General features: G+C 30.4%; 15 protein-coding genes and 2 pseudogenes. 4 read left to right on the forward strand and 13 right to left on the reverse strand.

Annotation, left to right across the window (positions count from 1 at the left end):
• Window position 1: 1 nt before the first annotated feature.
• On the forward strand, window positions 2-610 hold the full coding sequence (locus tag NST64_RS09730) for a hypothetical protein (protein WP_002449079.1): 609 nt from the start codon (window positions 2-4) through the stop codon (window positions 608-610).
• 48 nt (window positions 611-658) lie between these two features.
• Here NST64_RS09730 and NST64_RS09735 read toward each other — a convergent pair whose 3' ends face one another.
• The 10 genes and pseudogenes from NST64_RS09735 to norA all read right to left on the reverse strand — a co-directional run bounded on the left by NST64_RS09735 (window position 659) and on the right by norA (window position 11,250).
• The gene (locus tag NST64_RS09735; protein WP_049418618.1) at window positions 659-1,639 is read right to left on the reverse strand and encodes a glycosyltransferase family 2 protein; all 981 of its coding nucleotides are present in this window, start codon (window positions 1,637-1,639) and stop codon (window positions 659-661) included.
• Between the two features lie 126 nt (window positions 1,640-1,765).
• A complete protein-coding gene (locus tag NST64_RS09740) occupies window positions 1,766-2,605 on the reverse strand; it encodes an aldo/keto reductase (RefSeq protein ID WP_017175966.1) in 840 nt (279 codons plus the stop codon).
• Window positions 2,606-2,717: 112 nt separating this feature from the next.
• Window positions 2,718-4,088, reverse strand: a complete 1,371-nt coding sequence (locus tag NST64_RS09745; RefSeq protein ID WP_002449560.1) for a hemolysin family protein — start codon at window positions 4,086-4,088, stop codon at window positions 2,718-2,720.
• A 441-nt stretch (window positions 4,089-4,529) separates the two neighbouring features.
• Window positions 4,530-4,793, reverse strand: a complete 264-nt coding sequence (locus tag NST64_RS09750) for a hypothetical protein (protein ID WP_206749257.1) — start codon at window positions 4,791-4,793, stop codon at window positions 4,530-4,532.
• Window positions 4,794-5,037: 244 nt separating this feature from the next.
• Window positions 5,038-7,009, reverse strand: a pseudogene (locus NST64_RS09755) (PTS fructose transporter subunit IIABC).
• Window positions 7,010-7,014: 5 nt separating this feature from the next.
• Window positions 7,015-7,935 (reverse strand): 1-phosphofructokinase, encoded by a 921-nt coding sequence (pfkB, locus tag NST64_RS09760; RefSeq protein WP_002449570.1) that lies wholly within the window; start codon window positions 7,933-7,935, stop codon window positions 7,015-7,017.
• A 2-nt stretch (window positions 7,936-7,937) separates the two neighbouring features.
• Window positions 7,938-8,693 carry a DeoR/GlpR family DNA-binding transcription regulator gene (locus NST64_RS09765; protein WP_002449563.1) on the reverse strand — a complete coding sequence of 252 codons (756 nt, stop codon included), beginning with the start codon at window positions 8,691-8,693 and terminating at the stop codon, window positions 7,938-7,940.
• A 148-nt stretch (window positions 8,694-8,841) separates the two neighbouring features.
• On the reverse strand, window positions 8,842-9,297 hold the full coding sequence (gene ybaK, locus NST64_RS09770; RefSeq protein ID WP_172457931.1) for a Cys-tRNA(Pro) deacylase: 456 nt from the start codon (window positions 9,295-9,297) through the stop codon (window positions 8,842-8,844).
• 154 nt (window positions 9,298-9,451) lie between these two features.
• The gene (locus tag NST64_RS09775; protein ID WP_049418733.1) at window positions 9,452-9,928 is read right to left on the reverse strand and encodes a hypothetical protein; all 477 of its coding nucleotides are present in this window, start codon (window positions 9,926-9,928) and stop codon (window positions 9,452-9,454) included.
• A 158-nt stretch (window positions 9,929-10,086) separates the two neighbouring features.
• A complete protein-coding gene (norA, locus tag NST64_RS09780) occupies window positions 10,087-11,250 on the reverse strand; it encodes a multidrug efflux MFS transporter NorA (RefSeq protein ID WP_002449564.1) in 1,164 nt (387 codons plus the stop codon).
• Between the two features lie 228 nt (window positions 11,251-11,478).
• Here norA and NST64_RS09785 point away from each other — a divergent pair.
• Window positions 11,479-11,863 (forward strand): annotated as a pseudogene (locus NST64_RS09785) (PPC domain-containing DNA-binding protein).
• Window positions 11,864-12,118: 255 nt separating this feature from the next.
• Window positions 12,119-12,736 (forward strand): DUF1361 domain-containing protein, encoded by a 618-nt coding sequence (locus NST64_RS09790; RefSeq protein WP_002449567.1) that lies wholly within the window; start codon window positions 12,119-12,121, stop codon window positions 12,734-12,736.
• A gap of 129 nt (window positions 12,737-12,865) precedes the next feature.
• Here NST64_RS09790 and NST64_RS09795 read toward each other — a convergent pair whose 3' ends face one another.
• The 3 genes from NST64_RS09795 to NST64_RS09805 all read right to left on the reverse strand — a co-directional run bounded on the left by NST64_RS09795 (window position 12,866) and on the right by NST64_RS09805 (window position 15,725).
• Entirely contained in the window at window positions 12,866-14,239 is a 1,374-nt protein-coding gene (locus NST64_RS09795) for a cryptochrome/photolyase family protein (RefSeq protein ID WP_002455645.1), read from the reverse strand.
• A gap of 140 nt (window positions 14,240-14,379) precedes the next feature.
• Complete coding sequence (locus tag NST64_RS09800; RefSeq protein ID WP_002449572.1) at window positions 14,380-14,679, reverse strand: hypothetical protein; 300 nt, start codon at window positions 14,677-14,679, stop codon at window positions 14,380-14,382.
• 122 nt (window positions 14,680-14,801) lie between these two features.
• Window positions 14,802-15,725, reverse strand: a complete 924-nt coding sequence (locus NST64_RS09805; RefSeq protein ID WP_107632499.1) for a CobW family GTP-binding protein — start codon at window positions 15,723-15,725, stop codon at window positions 14,802-14,804.
• Window positions 15,726-15,947: 222 nt separating this feature from the next.
• On the opposite strand from NST64_RS09805, the gene NST64_RS09810 reads away from it, so the two are divergent.
• The gene (locus NST64_RS09810) at window positions 15,948-16,385 is read left to right on the forward strand and encodes a MarR family winged helix-turn-helix transcriptional regulator (RefSeq protein WP_002449577.1); all 438 of its coding nucleotides are present in this window, start codon (window positions 15,948-15,950) and stop codon (window positions 16,383-16,385) included.
• Window positions 16,386-16,419 lie beyond the last annotated feature (34 nt).

A 16,419-nucleotide genomic window follows, 5' to 3' on the forward strand; every position in this document is an offset into this window, starting at 1 on the left:
CATGATTATATATGTATTTATTAATATAGCCATTACCATATGTGTTCTGGGCTTTGATTTATATCGGCATCATTTCAAACAACTAACGTTTAACTCCGTTCTATTATCCATTGTTATCAATGCTATTATTAATAGTGTTGTGATTGAAAAGTTCAATTTTATAACATTTGCTTCAATTATATTTTTCTTAAGTTGGACAATCTTACAATATTATTTAAATCGTAAACATATATACTTAATGATTTCAGAGTATAAATCTCTTGCATTCATTTTTGCAATTATGATTAGTTGCTCATTATTTATCACTTTTGAATCTAGCGACCAATCAGTCTATATGTCTATTCCTTATTTAGCTCCAGCTATATTTATCATAGGCTTAAGCATTGATTTCATAAGTACTTTTTCAAAAAATGAAATGAATCATCTTAAATTTTTGAGTAAGCTACAACACCCTATTATGATTGGTCATACAATTATTATTATTTCAATTATACTTTTGACTTTATTAACATCATTTTGGTATATCTTCATAATTATTTATGCTTTATTTGATATATATTTATTATGGCAACTAAAACATAATAATTTTGAAAATGACTTAAAAAAATAAACATGTAAGAAGCTATGATGTAAGAGCTTTTACATGTTTATTTTTTTATTAATAAATTTTTTCCTTTTCTGCAACTACTTTTTCAATAGGTGTTTTTAAATTGGAAGCTTCCACAATATATTTTGGTCTTTGTTTTACTTCGTAATAAATTCGCCCAATATATTCGCCAACGACCCCAATAGACATTAACTGAATGCCACCTAATAACAATACAGCTGCTATTGTTGTAAAATAACCTGGATGATTAATTCCATTCATTAAAATACCTATTAACAAATAAATAATATAAATGATGCTTAATCCAAAGATAAACATTCCAAGATATATCATTGCTCTCAGTGGTTTATTATTAAATGATATTAATCCATCAATCCCATAATTTAATAACTTGGTAAATGTCCATTTAGATTCTCCAGCTTCTCGTTCTACATTTTTATAAGTAAAGATCTTTGTATTATACCCTATCCATTCAAATAATCCTTTAGAAAATCGATTATATTCATTTAATGAAACAATCGATTTAACTGCACGTTGACTTAATAATCGAAAATCGCCTACACCATCACTAAATTTAATATCTTCGACAAAGCTATTAATGAGCTTATAGTACAACTTTGACATTGTTTTACGTGCAACATTTTCACCACTACGATCTCGTTTAGCGACAACTTGATCAAAACCTTGTTGATACATTTCAATCATTTTAGGTATAAATTCCGGAGGATGTTGTAAATCTCCATCAATCATTACGACTGCATCAACATTCACACTGTGTTGAAAACCAGCAATCATTGCTGCTTCTTTACCAAAATTTCGACTGAAAGAAATATATTTAACATGTTCATCGTATTTCGCTAAATTTTGTATATGCTCAATCGTATTATCTTTACTACCATCATCAATAAATAACAAGTCATAATAATAACGACGAGTGTTACTATTCTCCGTCAAAATTTCAGTCAATCTATCGTAAGTTTTTTTTACGACTTTACCTTCATTGAAGCAAGGTATAATGACTCTGATTTTCATCTAATTACATCCTTTTCTACATTCTTTCTAATATTGTATCAATAAAATCAATAAATATTCTACTAATAACCATGTAATTAACAAATAATTAATATTAACTCTAGCTTTTGTAATAATTAAACTATATTATTTTAAATCACCTATTGCTACATCATCTGGATCTTTACCTTGACGTGCATTTCTATTTAAACTATCAATTTCCGCAATCTCAGTAAGTTCTAAATTAAAGTCAAAAATATCATAATTTTCACGAATACGAGATGGGGTTTTTGATTTAGGAATAATAATTCTGTCATGGGCTAGATGCCAACGTAATACAATTTGTGCTGGTGTTTTGTCATATTGTTCTGCTAATTTTGTAATTACTGGATCATCTAATAATCCTCGATTTCTCATAAGTGGCATCCAAGCTGTGACAGTAATATCATGTTTATCACAATAATCTTGTACATCTTGTTGATTAAAATAAGGATGAACTTCTATTTGATTAATTTGAGGTACAATAGTTGTCTCTTTCATCAATGTTTCTAAGTGATGGGGTTTAAAGTTACATACACCAATCGCTTTAATTTTACCTTCATTATATAATTTTTCTAATGCTTTATAAGATTCAATATATAAGCCATCTTTTTCACATGGCCAATGAATTAAATATAAATCTAAGTAATCCAATCCTAAGTTTTCTAAAGATTTATTAAAATATTCTAATGTATTATCATATCCTTGATAATCATTCCATAATTTAGAAGTAATAAATACGTCTTCTCTCGCAATATCACTGTTGTTTAAAGCTTTACCTAGTGCTTGTTCATTACCGTAAAAATAAGCAGTATCAAATGCACGATATCCCGCTTCTAATGCGGTTTGTACTGCGGTTTCCATCTCATCATCTTCCATTTTATAAACGCCTAGTCCTACTTTAGGCATTGGGTAACCATTATTTAACACTTGTGTATCATTTATCATTTATGCCACATCCTATTCAATGTATTTTTTCAACTAAAAATTAGCATAACTTAATTTCTTTTACGCATACAAATAAAGACACTTAGGTTTACATACCCAAGTGCCTTTATTTTTATTCATCCGATTCATGTTTATGATCGTGATTGTCTTCTTCCTCTTCATCACTAATCACAGGTCTTGTTTCATTAAATTGGTATTTAAGTACAACCCATACCAATTGGTGATTATCCATTTCAGAAACAATCCATCGATCGTATTTTGTATCTATATAGTCTTCAACTTGAAGATTAGTATTGTGTGCTTGTAACCATCCACCTATTGTATCGATATCTTCAGAATCTTCAAAAGTGATATCAAATTTTTCATGTAAATCATCAAGTAAGACACGTCCGTTAATTTGATATATATCTTCCTCTAATTTAACAATATCATTTATTTCATCATCATCAAATTCATCTCTGATTTCACCGACAATCTCTTCAAGAATATCTTCCATTGTTAGAATACCGGCAGTACCACCATATTCGTCAATAATAAGACTAATATGAACATGTTCACGTTGCATTGAAACTAATGCATCGCTAATACGAGTTGTTTCTGAAATCATAGGTAATTCATGAATATAATTAGAGATTTTAATTGTTCTACCTGAAGCATATTCTGTTAAAAATTCTTTTACATTAATAAAACCTTTTATATGGTCTTTATCCCCATCTTCAGTAATTGGATAACGTGTAAATTGATGTTCTTTAATCGTGTCAAGTAATTCGTCAACATTAAATGGTTCGTTTAACGTTACCATTTGTGTACGTGGAACCATGATATCTTTCGCATGTCTTTCGTCAAATGAAAAGATATTTTGCATGTAATTCAGTTCTGTTTGATTAATTTCTCCACCATTATAACTATTATTAATAATGATTTTAATTTCTTCCTCAGACATTGCATCTGCTTGCGCATCAGGGTCAACACCAAGCATTCTAATAATTACTCGTGCCGAACCATTCATTAACCATATTAATGGCTTCATGACATTACCAAAATAATATAATGGTCTAGCATAAGTTAATGCTAGTTTTTCAGTATGTTGTATTGCTATTGATTTAGGTGCTAACTCACCTAACACTACATGTAAATAAGTTACAACAATAAACGAAATCACAAATGAAATGGTTGTAGTCACTGCACTTGGCAAATGTAATAGATTAAAAAGTGGATGTAATAGTTTTTCGAATGTCGGTTCACCTAACCAACCTAAACCTAAAGATGTAACTGTAATACCAAGTTGACATGCTGATAAATAATAATCAAGATTAGCAATCATCTTTTTAACAATTTTTGCACTTCCATTACCTTCATCAGCAAGTTGTTCAATTCTTGTTGAACGTACTTTTACTAATGCAAATTCAGATCCAACGAATACGGTTGTTAAAGCGATTAATAGAAAAAATATTACTAAATTAATTATGGTCACTGTTTCCAATTAGTTCCCTATTTCTAGGGATTCACCTCCAAATATTATGTGTCTCTAATGAGTAACACGAATTTAATACGTCATACTTATCACCGTTATAAACGCATGTTAAGACCTTCCCATTAAGACACCCCCAAAAAAAATGTATTACTTTAATAATACCATATTTCTATACTAAATGGTTAAATAAGAATAAGAAAGCTTTTAACATTTAAAATCATTTAAAAAGCATTATATAATGATTTTCTTACTACTATTTCATATATACTTCAATAGTCCTTGTAATAAATTTTTAAGAAAATCAGAGAAATGATATGTGAGGAATTTTTAATTAAATGCTATAAAAGTACAATAATACTCCAGGATGGTTATTTGTTTCTTAAACTCAAATTCCCATTTAAACCTAATCTGTAGTAATAGTCAAGTACATATATATCTATGTCTTTTTAATTATATACTAACTATATAATAAAAGATTGGACAGAATTCGTTAATCCCTTCGATAATGTAACCCCAGCTTTCGTTGAACGTTGGGTTTCCCAGGAAACCCTTTTTGCTGAGGCCCCAACCCCAGCTTTCGTTGAACGTTGGGTTTCCCAGGAAACCCTTTTTGCTGAGGCCCCAACCCCAGCTTTCGTTGAACGTTGGGTTTCCCAGGAAACCCTTTTTGCTGAGGCCCCAACCCCACTTTTCGTTGAACATTGGGTTTCCCAAGAAACCCTCTTTGCTGAGGCCCCAACCCCAGCTTTCGTTGAACGTTGGGTTTCCCAGGAAACCCTTTTTGTTGGCACTCCACCCCAAATTTCTTTGAACATTGCTTTTTTACAAAGATTTCGATGCTAGTACTCCTTGAAATAATCTTGATGCAACACGTTTTCAATTCAATGACCAAATATCAATATATAAAAAAATGCCTGAGACAACTCATTATGTCTCAGGCTCATTAAATTAATGTTTATTATTCATCCATAGATTCTGAAGCTTTAATTTCTTGTTCTGTTAATTTTGGTTTCAGTAAACCATAAAGTACTGCTGAAACAAGTGTACCTATAATTAAAGCAATGATAGTTTGGATAATATGACTAAAGTCTGTGGCTGCTATAACGATGATACCACCATGAGGTGCATTAATTCTTGAACCAAGTCCTAATGCAATCGCTCCAGCAACACCTGAACCGACCATCATTGATGGAATCACACGTAATGGGTCAGCAGCTGCAAAAGGTATAGCACCTTCTGTGATGAATGATAGACCCATAACATAGTTAGGTACGATTGAGCCACGTTGCTCTTTTGTAAATTTACGTTTAAAGATAAACATTGCTGTGGCAATTGCTAATGGTGGAATCATACCACCAACCATTGCTGCTGTTAATTGGTGCAGCATTACCTTCAGTTAAAGCTGCTGTCGCAAATACATAAGCTGCTTTATTGAATGGACCTCCCATATCAATTGCCATCATAGCTCCAATAACTAGTCCTAATAGCATAATGTTAGAACCAGATAAACTATTTAAACCATTTAATAATAGATTGTTTAACCATGCTGCAGGTGGATTAAATACATAAATCATTAATAATCCAGTAATTGTCACACTTAATAGTGGATAAATTAATGTTGGTTTTAAACCTTCAACTGCTTGAGGTAAATTACGAGTAATATATTTGATACCTTGTGTTAAATAACCCGCTAAGAAACCAGCAATAATACCACCGATAAACCCAGAGCCACCAGAAATTGCTAACATACCGCCAACTAGGCCAGCTGCAAAACCTGGTTTATCTGCAATACTACGAGAAATAAAACCAGCTAAGATTGGAATAATTAATGCAAAGGCACTCTTATTACCAATATTCCACAATTGTTCTGCAAACGCATTGTGTTCAGGACTTTTTGGATCAAATGAGTTGGCGCCAAATAAGAATACAATCGCCATTAATATACCACCAGCAATAACAAGTGGTAACATATTAGAAACACCATTCATTAAGTGTTTATAAAATGCTTTACCTGGACTTAATTTTTCATCATTACTATCTTTATCTGTATTTTTTTGTCCACCATGTGCTTTAAATGGTTTTCTACTTGTATCAAGTACTGTATTAATTAACTCTTCAGGACGTTTAATCCCGTCTGCTACTGGAACCTCAACTACATTTTTACCATCGAAACGATCTGTTTCTACATGAACATCGGCAGCTACAATAATCCCAGTTGCACGTTCAATATCTTGTTGAGTTAAATGGTTTTTAATACCACTTGAACCATTTGTTTCAACTTTTATTTTCACTCCCATTTTTTCTGCTTGTTTTTTCAAAGCATCACGGGCCATATACGTATGTGCAATACCTGTTGGACACGCTGTTACAGCTAAAACATAAGGTTCGTTAGCATTATCATTCGCTGATGCGCCAGTTGTTGCTTGTGCTTCAGCCTCTTGTTCTTGAGCTTCTTTTTCTTCTTCTTTAGTTGCTTCATCATCAGCATCATCAATAATACGAAGTATTTCTTCTTTCGAATTAGCCTGTAATAGATTTTCTCTTACTGTATCGTCCATTAAAATGCCTGACAATTTAGCTAATGCATCTAAATGTGTTTGTGCGCCACCCTCTGGTGCTGCAATCATAAAGAATAAATGCGCAGGTTGACCATCTAAACTTTGATAGTCCACACCTTCTTTTGATTTACCAAAAGCAATCGCAGGTGATGTCACTGCTGCTACTTTAGCATGTGGAATGGCTATTCCTTCACCAATTCCCGTTGTACTTTGTGACTCACGATTATGAATCGCTTCCTTAAATTGAGCTATATCGCTTAATTTACCAGCTGAATCTAATTGATTAACTAATTCATCAATGACGCCATTTTTCTCACTAGCTGATAAATCCATAGCAATAGTTTCTTTTGTAAGTAATTCTGTTATTCTCAACTCTATCACTCCCCATCAAGTACAGAAATTGTAACTTGTGACTTGATTTTTTCTATATCTTCTCTTAATGCTAAGTCATCATTAAATGCCGTAGCCGTACCTGAAGCTACTGCTTGGCAAAATGCTTCTTCAAGTGATAGTCCCAACTCAAGACCCGCTACCATACCTGCAACTGTACTGTCACCAGATCCTACTGTATTTACAACTTCACCTTTAGGATTTTGGGCTTTAATACTTCTTGTCTCGTCAACATATATGGCACCATCTCCACCTAAAGAAATAATGACAGATTGAGCTCCATTTTTTACTATTTCTCTACCATACTTAACGACATCTTGATCTGATTTAATTGTGACATCAAACATTTCTTCTAATTCATCTTTATTCGGTTTAATAAATAAAGGATGATATTCTAACACTGTATTAACTAAATCTCTTTCAGCATCCACTACTAATTTTGCACCTGTTTCTTGAGTGATTTTTGCAATTTGAGCATAAGCATCACTCGGAATACTTTTTGGAACACTTCCTGCTACAATGACAGTGTCCTCCTTAGAAGTATGTCTAATCTGATTTAATAATGCTTCAAACTGCTCAGACGTCACATTCGGACCAGGTGCATTAATTTCAGTTTCATCGCCGGATTTTAATTTAACATTAATACGAGTATCTTCATTTACTTTAATAAACTCCGTATTAATATCGCTTTGTTCCAAAATGCTAGAAATAAATTCCCCAGGAAAACCTCCAGCAAATCCTAATGCCGTAGATGAAACATCTAAGGTTTTCAAGACGCGAGAAACATTAATACCTTTTCCACCAGCAAATTTGTATGTTTCTCTAGCTCTATTAAGCCCTTTTAGCTCAAATCCATCAGTAAACATGATGTAATCAATAGATGGATTAAATGTCACTGTATATATCATAATTAACCTCCTAAAAAGTGGTATTTCTCTTTGTATTCGTTGTAGCGATTATGATGACGTAATTGCTCAGATACGATGTACTCAACATGGCATGCTTTGGTTGAGACATGCGCAAAATATGTTTCATCTAATTTTGAATGGTCTAATAAAACATAAGATGTGGTTGCTTGATGTATTGCTCTTTCTTTAATTAATGCTTCTTTTTCATCTGGTGTGGTTAATCCATGATTCAAATCTAAGCCATTCATACCTATGAAAGCTTTATCAAAACAATAACGTCTTAAAACTTCAAGGGCACTTGCTCCGACAGTAGCAAAAGTGGTAGCTTTTACTTCTCCACCAATCATCAAGGTTTTAATACCTCGATGAAGTAATCTTTCAACGTGAGACAATCCGTTTGTAACCACTACGATATCTTGTGCTTTTATAAATGGAATCATCTCAATTGTAGATGAACCTGCATCCATAAAAATATAATCATTATCTTCAATGAGCTGAGCTGCCTTTCTTCCAATTTCTCTTTTTTCTTTTAGATTTGTAGACAGTTTTTCAGATAAAATAGGTTCTTGGTTTCTATGACTATTAAGTGTTGCACCACCATGAACACGTTGAAGACGTCCAAGTTGTTGTAACTTTGATAAATCTCTTCTTATAGTTGAAGCACTACAACCTGTTCGTTCAATTAACTCTTGGAGTGATAAAAAATCTTTTTTCTTAAGTTCTTGTAAAATTAAACTTTGTCGTTTTTCAGAAATCATCTTTAACACTCCTTTACAACTTTTATTATAGTGTTCACGCTTACATATTTCAATCAAAAATTATCAAAAACGTTCAAAAACGTTCAAAAAAACCGAAAAATTAACAGAGTGTTCACAATGTATATCATTGCTCACTCTGCTAATACATTTAATGTTGAGTAATACGTGCTGTTTGTGCCTGTGTAACTGCAATTAAATCATTAGGTTCAAGTATAATTTGCATGCCTCGTTGACCACCACTCACATTGATTTTGTCTCGTGATAAAGCTGACTCATCAATAATCGTTGGAAACGAATGTTTCATTCCTATTGGAGAACACCCTCCTCTTATATAGCCAGTAACTTTTTTTAAATCATCCATCGGCATCAAATTAAGTTTCTTTTCACCTATGACATGTGCCGCTTCTTTTAAGTCTAATGTTTCACTAACTGGTATAACACATACAAAATGATCATGATTAGCATTTTCTAACACTAATGTTTTATAAACGTCTTTCACATTCGCATGCACTAATTCCGCAATTGTTTCTCCATCTAAATGTTCTTCACCTATTTCAAATGTATTTACTGAATAATTAATCTTAGCTCTATCAAGCATTCTCATTGCATTGGTTTTCTTATGTTTCAATGTAACACCTCATTTATCTTCTTTATATATCTAATTTTACTACTCTTTGTGACAAATAAAAAATAGAGTAAGATAGAAACCTTTAGATTTCACTTTCTTACTCTGATTTTACATTACATTTTTATTTAACTTAATTTGCAGAAATTATCTCAACTTTACCCACTTTATTAATTGTTATATCTTCAGCTTTTTTGTTTTCTGGATACGCTTCAAAAGTGATGGCTTGATTAGTTTCATTCAAACCCTCTAACTTTACAGGCTGTTTATAATTTTGTTGCATATAATTTTCAACTATCGTTTTACATTCCTCTGTTGAGTATAAATATTTTTCTTGAGCTTTCTCAGTCAACCTATAATTAACGTTTTGATTTTGACGAATATCTGCTTTGTATTGCGTTTGATTTTTCTCAGAAGCTTCGGCGGTGTGATTGCTGTTTATATTTAATATATTTTTAGTTTCGACAATACTTCCGACTTTTGAAAAAGTAGAAATTGTTCGATGTACCTTAGCTAAGGCATTTTGATTCGTTGCGATAAATAATAGAAATGCCAAACAAATTGATAAAATGATAGCTACCACACTTAACAATATATTTTTTAAATTCATCTCCTTACCCACACTTCTCTTTGAATTTTTTTATATCTTAACATACAAATATAGATAAAATAATTCAGTAGAAGGCAATTTAAAATAATTGTAATCTTTGTAACAGTTATATTACCTAACGACTTTTTATTGTTACATTTCTATTATATAAAACTTATTTAATCACATCTGCTACGATTTAACTGTAACTTTTTCTCTATGAAAATAATTACTACCCCAAATAACATTACAATAATAGACATATATAAAGGAAATTCAATATTAACATCAAATAACGAGCCTGCTACCAATGGGCCTACAAAATTACCCATACTTGTAAATGTAGAATTAAGTCCTCCAGCAAAACCTTGTCGATTACCTGCTATATTTGAATAATAATTAGTTAGCGCTGGACGAATTAAATCAAATCCAATAAAGACAATAAAACTAATTAACATAATTGACCAGTAACTATGAGCGATTATAAGACTAAATATAACAATGACAGAATATAATAATGCCCAAGTAATAAATGTAAGTTCAGTGGTATATCTCATAAATTTATCAAAAAAGAAAATTTGGAATACTGCTCCTGCAACACCACCACCTACAATAGCAATTGAAATATCGCCAGGTGCGTAGTTTGCTTTCGCTGAAGTATACAGAGAAAATAACGTCTCAAAAGAAGACAAACCAAAAGCAAGTACAAATGTTAAGATAATTGGAGTAATAAAAACACCCCATTGGATTTTAGAAAGTTCTTTAGTTTCAAAGTGAATATGATGACTTTCCGCTGTATTTTGCGGTTGGCGAATCAATATTACAGATATAACAAACGCAATAATACCTAATGCACCTGCAAAATAAAATGGAAGACGATGTGATACTTCTGCTAAAAAACCACCAATTCCTGGTCCTAAAATAAAACCAGAGTTAATAATTGCAGACATATAACCAAAATTTTTCGCTTTATCTTTAGCTATAGAAATATCTGCAATCATTCCTGTTACACCAGGCATTACCATCCCTGCACTAAAACCACCAAGTATTCTTGATACTATTAGAAGTATAAAAGAATGACTCATAGCAAATAAGAATTCAGAGATTGTAAAAAATACTAATCCTAAACAAATAATTAATTTTTTACCCAATTTATCAGCTAAACTTCCTCCAAAAGGAGAAATAATCATTTGAGACAATGAGAAAATAGCTACTAAAATTCCTAAATCGCTTCCTTTTAACCCTAAATCTTTCAAATATACTGGAAGAACAGGAATAACAAGGCCAATTCCAACGAATATTAAAAATATATTAAAATATAATGTAAATAATTGTTTTTTCATGAAGACCACCTCTCTTTTATCTATAATTAAATACGCTTAATGAAATTCATCTAATTCATATTCTGAGAAAAGTTAAAAATTCTAAATTTTTCATCTTTCATTTAGATACTATTATATATTATTTTTTATTTTAAAATATACTATCTTACTTAATAGTTTATTCAAAGTATTTTAAATTTATGTTATATATAATTAAATTATCCTAATTATAAAAATGAAGACAATAAGATGCCCAAAAACGGACAACACTCTCTTCTTGTTTTAGAACATGGAGAAGATATTATAAAAGAGGTTACTCACTTTGCTCAAAATTAACATATTAAATTTGATTCAGTGAGTGGTATCGGAGCTTGTGATGAGGTCGTGTTAAACTATTATAATTTGGAAACAAATGAATATGAAAAAAAGAAATAAATGAAACATTAGAATGAACAAGTTTATTAGGGAATATTTCTCGTATTGATAATTAACCATTTGCACATTTACATGGTACATTGGTTCTCAATATTTTGAGACGTTAAGTGGACATTTAACAAAAGCTGTGGTTTCAACAACAAGTGAAATTTTCATTACGATGACTGATTGTGATATCAATCGAACATTTGACTCGTAGACTAGACTCAACTGATTAAAATCGTAAAATTTCTTTTTCAATCAAGATTAGAAACCTCAATTCAACCGCTTCATTACAATATGTTATCACTTTTATTTAACATCATTGAGATTCTTTTCTTACAGATTACACATCTATTTTACAATTATTAATGCTTCTCTAACTTTAATTATTCTACCTTCTTTTTTCTTGATTACTTCGACTTTAACCTTTACTATAATAATTCAACTAAATCGTTAGAAAGTAGTGCATATTATGACTTCACGTTATATTGCAAGAATCTATTTTATTATTCTTTTTGTAATATCATTATTTGAAACGCGTGTATTTAACTTTGTAAGCTTAAATTTATTTTTAGCTTACATTCCACTTGAATTATGTTTCTTATTAGATTTATTTAAACCTAGAAAAAAGTTTGAATGGCCTATATTTATTATTTTTGCTCTTATTTTTATTTTATTAGTGCCCAATACATTTTACATGGTTACTGATCTTATTCATCTCAATCAGTTTACATTTGATTTTTACGTCCAACTTAATTTAATAGAATGGTTATACTTTACTTTCTTACTGCTAAGTGTATTTTTTGCGATTTATTGCATGGCTCTCATATTTGTTCATTTATCTCATTTCACTTCAAAGCTATGGTTAAATCGATGTTTATTAATAGCACTTATGTTTTTAAATGGTTTAGGAATATTTATGGGTAGATTTTTGAGATTTCATACTGTTCATTTAATTACCCGTCCATTTACTATTATCATAGAAGTCATTAGTGCCTTAAATGGTAGTAGTTTAATATTTATTTCATTAATGATGCTACTTCAATTTGTCATTTTATTATTCATTAAAGGGATAAGAATGGCACATTGATATATTTCTATTTAATACAGTCTATTCATGTAGAAAAATTTTATAAGACGTTTAGTTATGTATTTAAAAAAGCTAGGGGTGGAAGCATGAACTCAATTTGAACTCTGTTTCCTTTTCCCAGCTCTTTTTTTATATATTTTTAAATATTGTCATCACATGTTCGCGCGCAACTTTATGATCTACAATTGGTTCAGGATAATCTTTACCTAATTGTATTCCTTTTTTTACTAATTGTGTTTGATGTTGAAATGGGTGATGTAATAATTTTGCGGGCACATGATCGAATATAGGAATATATTTTTTGATATATAAAGCGTCTTTATCAAAACGTTCACTTTGTCTAATAGGATTAAACATCCTAAAATACGGCACAGCATCTGTCCCAATTGAAGCTGACCATTGCCAACCATGTATATTTGAAGCTGCATCATAATCGATTAATTTTTTTCTAAAATAATCTTCGCCCCAAGCCCAATCAATAAACAAATCTTTAGTTAAAAATTGAGAGACTACCATTCGCATGCGATTATGCATAAATCCTGTCTCATTTAATTCATTCATGGCAGCATCAATAATAGGAAAACCAGTTTGACCTTCACACCAGCGATTAAACTCTTCTTTGTTATATGACCATTGTATAGTACGATATTTTTCATTAAATGCTTCATGTGCAATATGAGGATATTGGGCCATAAGAACATAATAAAACTCACGAAACATTACTTCTCTAATAAAACTTTCGTAATTACTTTCATTTTCCTCATATCGTTCTAATAAATCTGTAATAATTTGTTTAATATCTATTAGACCATATGCTAGAACAATACTTAATTGACTAGTGAGTATTTCCGGAAGATACTCTCTATCCTTTTTATAGTTTTGAATACTATGATTTAAATAATCTTTCCAATTGTTTAACGCTTGATCTTCTGATTGTCCATCATGATGATAATCATTAGTTATCGTTTGTTGTGATTGGCTACATTTATTAGCGATATCACTTAATTGATATTGATACGGAGAATGCTGTCTAAGTTTTGAACGGTGTGCTTTATAAAAACTTGTAAATACTTTATATGGTTGTCCTTGCTGATTCATAGTGTTACTTGGCTTAAAATAATGATTAACGTTAATAGTTATTACGGGTATATCGTGATTTTTAAACGCTTGTTTTAAGTGGCGAATATCATATCTTTCTTGATGATAACTCATGATATCGCCAGCCATAACTATTTCTTTAATATCATGTTCAGTACAAAACATACCTAGTTCACTGTAATCGATGACATATGGCTCTATATGATGTTCTTTCAACTTATATAAAAATTTTTCTAAAGTGCCATAATAATAGTTTGCTTTTTTATCTGTACCTTTCTCTTCAAATGTTTCCTTAGGAATTATAAGATAGCATTTATCAAATGCATCTTTTTGTTGATTAATATATTCGAATAATGGATTATTATTTATTCTAAATACTCTATTGAGAATGACGCCAATATTCATATTTTCACTCCTAGACTGATGTTTGTTAATAATTTAACTACCCTATTTATCTTAAAATTAAAAGGAGTGACTATAGAATTCAATACAAATTCTAAAGTGACTCCTTTCACTTAATTTATATAATGTGATTAATACTTTTATTAACCAAATATTTCTCTATTAAGTCCAAAAACGTATAGTAAAGTAAAGAAAGTTGCTGCACTTAAAATAGTTAAAATTAGCGTTAATATGAGTGTACGTTTGTACTTATTAATAAATGCGATAAACAATATTCCTAAATTATAACCAAAGAACAATCCAAATAGTGCCATTGTGATTTTTATATTTGTAAAAAAGATATTTAACAATAGAATAATAATTGCAAAAATTAAATATGGGATTGTAATCCACTTAAACTCAAAGCGAATTTGTTTAGTGCGTTTATCTTCATTATGATTCATTAATATATCCTCCTTATTCTATTATAAATGATATATTTTTTTATTCTCATGACAAGACTATGACATATTTATTAGAAATTTAGAATACTCATAACCACTCCCATAACAATTAAGGAGTCATTTTAAGTAAATTGAATCATTTCTAACTGGTTTTTCAAACGTGTTGTATCAAGCATTTCACCAATAATAACAATAGTTAATGGAACTTCTCTATCAGTTATTCCATAAGTAGGTAATCCCATTGAAAATTGAAATTCGTATGTTGAATCCGACTGATCTTTAAATTTTACAAATCCTTTTAATCTGAATACTTCATCTGGCAAACGCATTATAAATTGGTAAAATAATTGTCGATCAATAGGAGAACTAAACGTATATTTCATAGATTGTACATTATGATGGTGGACATGAACATGCCTATTAATATCAGCAGCTTTATTTTTCACTACTACATCATCTAATTTACTATATGTAGTCACGTAAATCGTTGCTTTATTATTAATAGAAACCAATTGTTTTTTTATATTTTCTAATTCTACTTGGGTCACTAAATCCATTTTATTAAGAATAATTATATCACTATATTTAATTTGCTCTTTCATTAACTCATTCGTCTCTACCGTATATTTCATTCTATTATTAAATCTTAACGCATCAACAAGGCCTATTATTTTAGGAATTTCCACGTCATTAACTATTGTTAGATCTTGACACGCTGCAAAGACTTCTAAAGGATGTGCAATTCCAGTCGATTCAATAAGAATGTGTTGACTTTCACCTTCTTTAATAAGTGATTGTAATTGTAATACTAAATCATTATTTAAGTCACAACATACGCATCCATTGATTAATGATTTTACAGTAATATCTTCTTCGATAAGTAAACTATCAACGTCAAAAGAACCGAATTCATTCATAATAATTGTTATTTTCTCATCTTTTTTTAATAATTGGCTTATATAATTATTCAAAAGTGTAGTTTTACCACTTCCTAAAAAGCCACTAATTATTGTAATAGATATTTTTTGTTTTTTATTATTTATCATTTTAAAAACTCATTTCTATATAAAATGTATTTGAAATTAATATTATAAAAATGTACGTTAGATTACACTTGATTAAAATAGTGTTTTCTTCTAAAATTTAAGCATACTTTAATTTTAGCATGGCATTGAAATGAAGTGTGTGATAATTTATATTTTACACAACATAGACGAACTTTAATCCGAAATAAAGAGAAACGGATAAATGTCTGGAGGAGAACTTTAATGTCTGAACAACACAATTTAAAAGAGCAACTTTGTTTTAGTTTGTACAATGCACAAAGACAAGTAAATCGCTACTATTCAAACAAAGTCTTTAAAAAGTACAATCTTACTTACCCACAATTCTTAGTTTTAAGTATTTTATGGGAAGAATCCCCTGTAAATGTTAAGAAAGTAGTCACTGAATTAGCTTTAGATACAGGTACAGTATCACCCTTACTAAAAAGAATGGAGAACGTTGATTTAATTAAACGGGAACGTTCTGAAATTGACCAACGTGAAGTATTTATTCATCTTACTGAAAAAAGTGAAAATATTAAACCCGAATTAAGTGATGCATCTCAAAAAGTTGCCATCGCTTCTTCTTTGAGTAACGATGAAGTCCATGAACTTAATCGTCTATTAGGTAAAATTATTACTGCTTTTACCGAAAACAAATAATGTGACATGCTAGTACTAAACTAATTAAAGTTAT

Origin of the sequence: Staphylococcus sp. FSL W8-1268, from assembly GCF_038003965.1 — a bacterium.
Classification (GTDB): domain Bacteria; phylum Bacillota; class Bacilli; order Staphylococcales; family Staphylococcaceae; genus Staphylococcus; species Staphylococcus hominis.